Here is a 5,307-nt window from a genome sequence, read left to right on the forward strand (position 1 = left end):
ATGATGTCGGTGACGGTGGGCACGCCGAACGTCTCGTCGGTGAAATCGGCCGGGCGCAACGACTTCAGCACGCCGCTGTTGCCGATGATCTCGAGCACGCCGCGACCGGTGCTGTCGACGATGCGCCGCACCACCGGATGCCGCGACAGCACCTCGAGCTGCACCGCGACGTTGACCATGCCGAGCTGATCCACCTCGCCGAAGCCCGCGGCCGCCGCCGCGACCCCTACGGGTATGCCTGTTTTGGGGGGCCTACGGGTTAGGGCCCGCCGGCGGCGCGCCGCGCCCGGTCCGATGAAATTACCCCGGTACCTGACGATCAGGCTGCACAATCCATGCAGATCAGCTGGCCACCGGATTCGGTGGCGAGCCGGCTGCGGTGATGAACCAGAAAACAGCTCGAGCAGGTGAACTCGTCGGCCTGTTTCGGGATCACCCGAACCGACAGCACTTCCTCGGACAGGTCCGCGCCGGGAAGTTCGAACGATTCCGCGGTATCGCTGTCGTCGACATCCACGACGGCGGACGCGGCTTCGTTGCGACGAGCCTTCAGCTCCTCCAGCGAGTCTTCCGACGGTTCGTCGGTTTCACTACGCCTCGGTGCGTCATAGTCGGTTGCCATGTCGTCTTCCCCTCGTCCTTACTCCGTATATCCCGGACCGGCCCCACCGCCGCCGATACCCTGCGGAATCGGCTCGGCGAGATCCGTCCCGCCGGTGGTGTACGTCACGTGTACACCTGTCGCCGACCGGGCCAGACCTGGCAGATCTGTACCGGATCGCGCTCGGTCAACGCAGGACATGCCCTGGTTGTTCCCGAAATCTCGGCCCTGATTCACATCGGTCGATTCGAATCGGCCGCCAGACAATAGCGGACACCGGGGCAAAAGTCGCAATCAAAACCCGAGCGAGTCGAAACTGACCGGCAATCGTCATCGCGGCCGGGTACACACCCCTGATTCCGTGTCCGGCCGTCGAGCGAATCGTTACCCCGGCGATATCTGTCGCACCGCGAAGTCTCGGAAGCGATCCGCCGCCACTCGCCGGTGTCCGCATGCGCGATTGTCCGCCGCGAACTCGTAAGGTGTGCGTGTGGTTTCACTGCTCACCGAAGGCAGCCCCGTCGACGACAAGGGCAGGCCGTTCCTGCGCCGCCGGTACCAGCCCTGGGTCGCGCTGGTCGCGATCCTGGCACTGATCTGCGCGATCGTGTGGATCAAGGCGCTGACCACCGAGGACAGCAGCCGCACGGCGATGGCCTGCAATTCGCCGACGCCCGCCGCCGACCCGAACGCGCCGCAGCCGGCGCCACTGGGCGAGCGGGTGTCCTCGTCGCGGCTGCAGGACGTGGAACCGGCGCCGCTGGCGCAGTCCAAGGTGCGCGTCTACAACGCCTCCGGCCAGCGCGGCATGGGCGAGCACATCGCCTCGCGGCTGAGCGATCTCGGCTTCGCCAGCCCGCCCGCGCCACAATTCGCCAACGATCCGGTCTACGTCAACGGCGATCTGGAGTGCACGGGCCAGGTCCGCTTCGGCGTCAACGGCCGGCCCGCCGCGGCGGCGGTGCAGCTGGTGGCGCCGTGCGCGGAGCTGATCGAGGACAAGCGCGGCGACGACACGGTGGACCTGGCGCTGGGCTCGCTGTTCGGCAACGAGCTGCGCCCGTCCACCGACGCCGAGGAGGTCCTGCGGGCGTTGAAGAATCCCGCGCCGGGTGGTCCCGAGATCGACTCGACACTGCTCGACGCCGCCCGCCAGGGGAAGTGCTGAGCGCTCCTAACTCTCCGGAACAGCGGCCGACACGCCGAGGCGATCGAACAATTCGATCAATTCGTCCGCGATGTCCGGGGCGGACGCGACGACCAGTTCACCCGTCTGGCTGACCGTGCCCGCCCGGGGCAGCACCACCCGCGCGCCCGCCTCGGCCGCGATCAGTGCGCCCGCGGCCCAGTCCCAGGTGTTGAGCCCGTGCTCGTAGTGGGCATCGACGAGACCGGCGGCGACCATGCACAGATCCAGCGCGGCCGAACCGATCCGGCGGATATCGCGCACGTGCGGCAGCAATTCGGCGATCAGCTGTCCCTGCCGGGCGCGCCGGGCGGCGCCGTAGCCGAAGCCGGTGGCCAGCAGTGCCATCCCGACCGATCCGGCCGCGTTGCAGCGCAAGGCGATTGCGGTCCCGTCCCGGTCGGTGCGGGTGGCTCCCGCGCCGAGGCCCGCGCTGTAGGTGTGCCCGCCCGCGACGTCGGCGACCGCGCCGGCGAGCGACCGGCCGCCGCGCATGGCGGCCACCGACACCCCGTAGGCGGGGATGCCGTACATGAAGTTCACGGTGCCGTCGATGGGGTCGACCACCCACACGACCTGCGTATCGTCGCCCAGGCTGCCGCCGCCCTCCTCGCCCAGCACCTGCTCGCCCGGGCGCAGCTCGCCGAGCAGCCGCCGGATCAGCTGCTCGGCTTCGGTATCGACCACCGTGACCGGGTCGGTGGGCGAGCTCTTGGCCTGCACGGCGTCGCGGGCGCGTTCGCCTCCGCCGAACACCTCGGGCCGCCGGGCACGCACGTGCGCCGCCGCGGCCTGGGCGAGATGCACTGCGACACGGCGCAATTCGGCGATCTCGCCGGGATCGACCGGATCCTGACCGGCCGGATGCGGGTCGGTTGCGGCGGCGGTGACTGATGAGTTCGATTCGCGCACGATTCCCATCGCAACACAGATCGCCCGCGGGGCGCATTAGGCTTGTCGGGCACGACACACATCGGTTGTCGGGCAACCCGTCACACAATGCCGTGTATCGTGCCGCGCGCACTGTGATCAGGTCGGCACCACAGGGAAACGAGGAGACTGTCAATGTCCGCTCGGGGGCAAGCATTCGGTATCGATATCGGGGGTAGCGGCGTCAAGGGCGCGGTGGTGGACCTGGCCACCGGCGAGCTCGCGCACGAACGCATCAAGATCGCCACGCCGCAGCCGTCGACCCCGAACGCGGTCGCCGAGACGGTGGCCAAGCTGGTCGCCCAGGCCGACTGGGACGGCCCGGTCGGGCTCACGCTGCCCAGCGTCGTGGTCAACGGCATCGCCCGCACCGCCGCCAATATCGACAAGTCCTGGATCGACACCGATGCCCGGCAACTGTTCTCCCTGGCGCTCGGCGGGCGCGAGGTGGTGGTGCTCAACGACGCCGACGCCGCCGGGCTGGCCGAGGACCGCTACGGCGCGGCCCGCGACACGGCCGGGCTGGTCATGCTGCTGACCTTCGGCACCGGGATCGGCTCGGCGCTGCTGTACCACGGCACGCTGGTGCCGAATACGGAATTCGGCCACATCCTGGTCGACGGCAAGGAGGCCGAGCACCGCGCGGCCTCCTCGGTGAAGGAACGAAAGAAGCTGTCCTACAGGGACTGGTCCCACCAGGTGACCAAGGTGCTGGTCACGCTCGAGAATCTGCTCTGGCCCGACGTCTTCGTCGCCGGCGGCGGCATCAGCCGCGACGCCGAGCAGTGGATCCCGTTGCTGGGCAACCGGACTCCCGTGGTGGCCGCGCATTTGCGGAATACCGCGGGGATCGTCGGCGCCGCCATGGCGGTCGACGGCGGTATCGCACCATGACCGAGCCGACAACCTGCGAGGCTGGGGCATAGCACTCCGTCCGGATCGTTACAATGGAACGCATGACCGGCGGTGAGCCGGAAACCGACCCCGGCCGGAGAGCCGGGTTAACCCCGACAGAACCGCTCCGCCGGAAGATCAATCTGGCGTGACGCCGCACGAGACCGTCACGAAAGGGCGTACGTGGTAGCCACGAATACCCGAGAGACCGCCGAATCGGCCGATGCCGCCGACTCCACCGACAGCACCGCAGCACGGCCGGTCAAGAAGGCTGCCGCCAAAAAGGCTCCCGCCAAGAAGGCCGCCGCGAAGAAGGCACCCGCCAAGAAGGCCGGTGCCAAGGCCGCGGTCAAGAAGGCGCCCGCCAAGAAGGCCGCCAAGAAAGCCGCACCCGGCGCCGAGACCGAGGGCGAGGAGAACCTCGACGACGAGTCGATCGAGCTCGAGGGCGACCTCGACGACCTCGAGGTCTCCGAGGACGATCTGGCCGAGGACGGCGAGATCGTCGAGGAGGTCACCGTCGCCGACGACGAGGAGGCCGACGAGCCCTCGGAGAAGGACAAGGCCTCCGGCGACTTCGTCTGGGACGAGGAGGAGTCCGAGGCGCTGCGGCAGGCCCGCAAGGACGCCGAGCTCACCGCCTCCGCCGACTCGGTGCGCGCCTACCTCAAGCAGATCGGCAAGGTCGCGCTGCTCAACGCCGAGGAGGAGGTCGAACTCGCCAAGCGGATCGAGGCGGGCCTCTACGCCACGGAGAAGTACCGCGAGCTGACCGAGAAGGGCGACAAGCCGCCGGTCCAGCAGCGCCGCGACCTGAACTGGATCATGCGCGACGGCAACCGCGCCAAGAACCACCTGCTCGAGGCGAACCTGCGCCTGGTGGTCTCGCTGGCCAAGCGCTACACCGGCCGCGGCATGGCCTTCCTGGACCTGATCCAGGAGGGCAACCTGGGCCTGATCCGCGCGGTCGAGAAGTTCGACTACACCAAGGGCTACAAGTTCTCCACGTACGCCACCTGGTGGATCCGGCAGGCCATCACGCGCGCCATGGCCGACCAGGCCCGCACCATCCGCATTCCGGTGCACATGGTCGAGGTCATCAACAAGCTGGGCCGCATCCAGCGCGAGCTGCTGCAGGACCTGGGCCGCGAGCCCACGCCCGAGGAACTCGCCAAGGAAATGGACATCACGCCGGAGAAGGTGCTGGAGATCCAGCAGTACGCGCGTGAGCCCATCTCGCTGGACCAGACCATCGGCGACGAGGGCGATTCGCAGCTGGGCGATTTCATCGAGGATTCCGAGGCGGTCGTCGCGGTCGACGCGGTGAGCTTCACGCTGCTGCAGGATCAGCTGCAGTCGGTGCTGGAGACGCTGTCCGAGCGCGAGGCCGGCGTGGTCCGGCTGCGCTTCGGTCTCACCGACGGCCAGCCCCGCACCCTCGACGAGATCGGCCAGGTCTACGGGGTCACCCGCGAGCGCATCCGCCAGATCGAGTCCAAGACCATGAGCAAGCTGCGCCACCCCAGCCGCTCCCAGGTCCTGCGCGACTACCTCGACTGAGCACGAGCCGGATCGGGGGGGGGGGCGCCGCCGAGGGGGGGGCCCGCGCCACCGGGTGGGGGGGGGCGGACGCAACGGAGGGGGGAGCCGGCGGGGGCGGGGCGGGCGGGGGGGGGGGAGGCGCGAGCGCCCCCCC

General features: G+C 69.2%; 5 protein-coding genes. 3 read left to right on the forward strand and 2 right to left on the reverse strand.

Features of this window, described 5'->3' with window-relative positions; translation table 11 throughout:
• Positions 1-319: 319 nt before the first annotated feature.
• Positions 320-622, reverse strand: coding sequence for a DUF4193 domain-containing protein (locus QH290_RS14305; protein WP_068028760.1), 303 nt, complete (start codon positions 620-622; stop codon positions 320-322).
• Between the two features lie 469 nt (positions 623-1,091).
• Between QH290_RS14305 and cei the strand changes: the two genes are divergently transcribed.
• On the forward strand, positions 1,092-1,769 hold the full coding sequence (gene cei / locus QH290_RS14310; protein ID WP_280269303.1) for an envelope integrity protein Cei: 678 nt from the start codon (positions 1,092-1,094) through the stop codon (positions 1,767-1,769).
• A gap of 6 nt (positions 1,770-1,775) precedes the next feature.
• On the opposite strand, the gene QH290_RS14315 is transcribed toward cei, so the two are convergent.
• Positions 1,776-2,699: an inositol monophosphatase family protein gene (locus QH290_RS14315; protein WP_425303600.1), complete on the reverse strand. Its 924-nt coding sequence runs from the start codon at positions 2,697-2,699 to the stop codon at positions 1,776-1,778.
• Between the two features lie 153 nt (positions 2,700-2,852).
• On the opposite strand from QH290_RS14315, the gene ppgK reads away from it, so the two are divergent.
• Positions 2,853-3,611 carry a polyphosphate--glucose phosphotransferase gene (gene ppgK, locus QH290_RS14320; protein WP_280269304.1) on the forward strand — a complete coding sequence of 253 codons (759 nt, stop codon included), beginning with the start codon at positions 2,853-2,855 and terminating at the stop codon, positions 3,609-3,611.
• Positions 3,612-3,794: 183 nt separating this feature from the next.
• On the forward strand, positions 3,795-5,171 hold the full coding sequence (locus QH290_RS14325) for an RNA polymerase sigma factor (RefSeq protein WP_425301871.1): 1,377 nt from the start codon (positions 3,795-3,797) through the stop codon (positions 5,169-5,171).
• Positions 5,172-5,307 lie beyond the last annotated feature (136 nt).

This window comes from Nocardia wallacei, from assembly GCF_029869545.1.
GTDB classification, from domain to species: Bacteria; Actinomycetota; Actinomycetes; order Mycobacteriales; family Mycobacteriaceae; genus Nocardia; species Nocardia wallacei_A.

Coding starts and splice junctions, on each gene's coding strand:
- ppgK (WP_280269304.1), top strand. CDS start 2,853: ATGTCCGCTCGGGGGCAAGCATTCGGTATCGATATCGGGGGTAGCGGC.
- QH290_RS14305 (WP_068028760.1), bottom strand. CDS start 622: ATGGCAACCGACTATGACGCACCGAGGCGTAGTGAAACCGACGAACCG.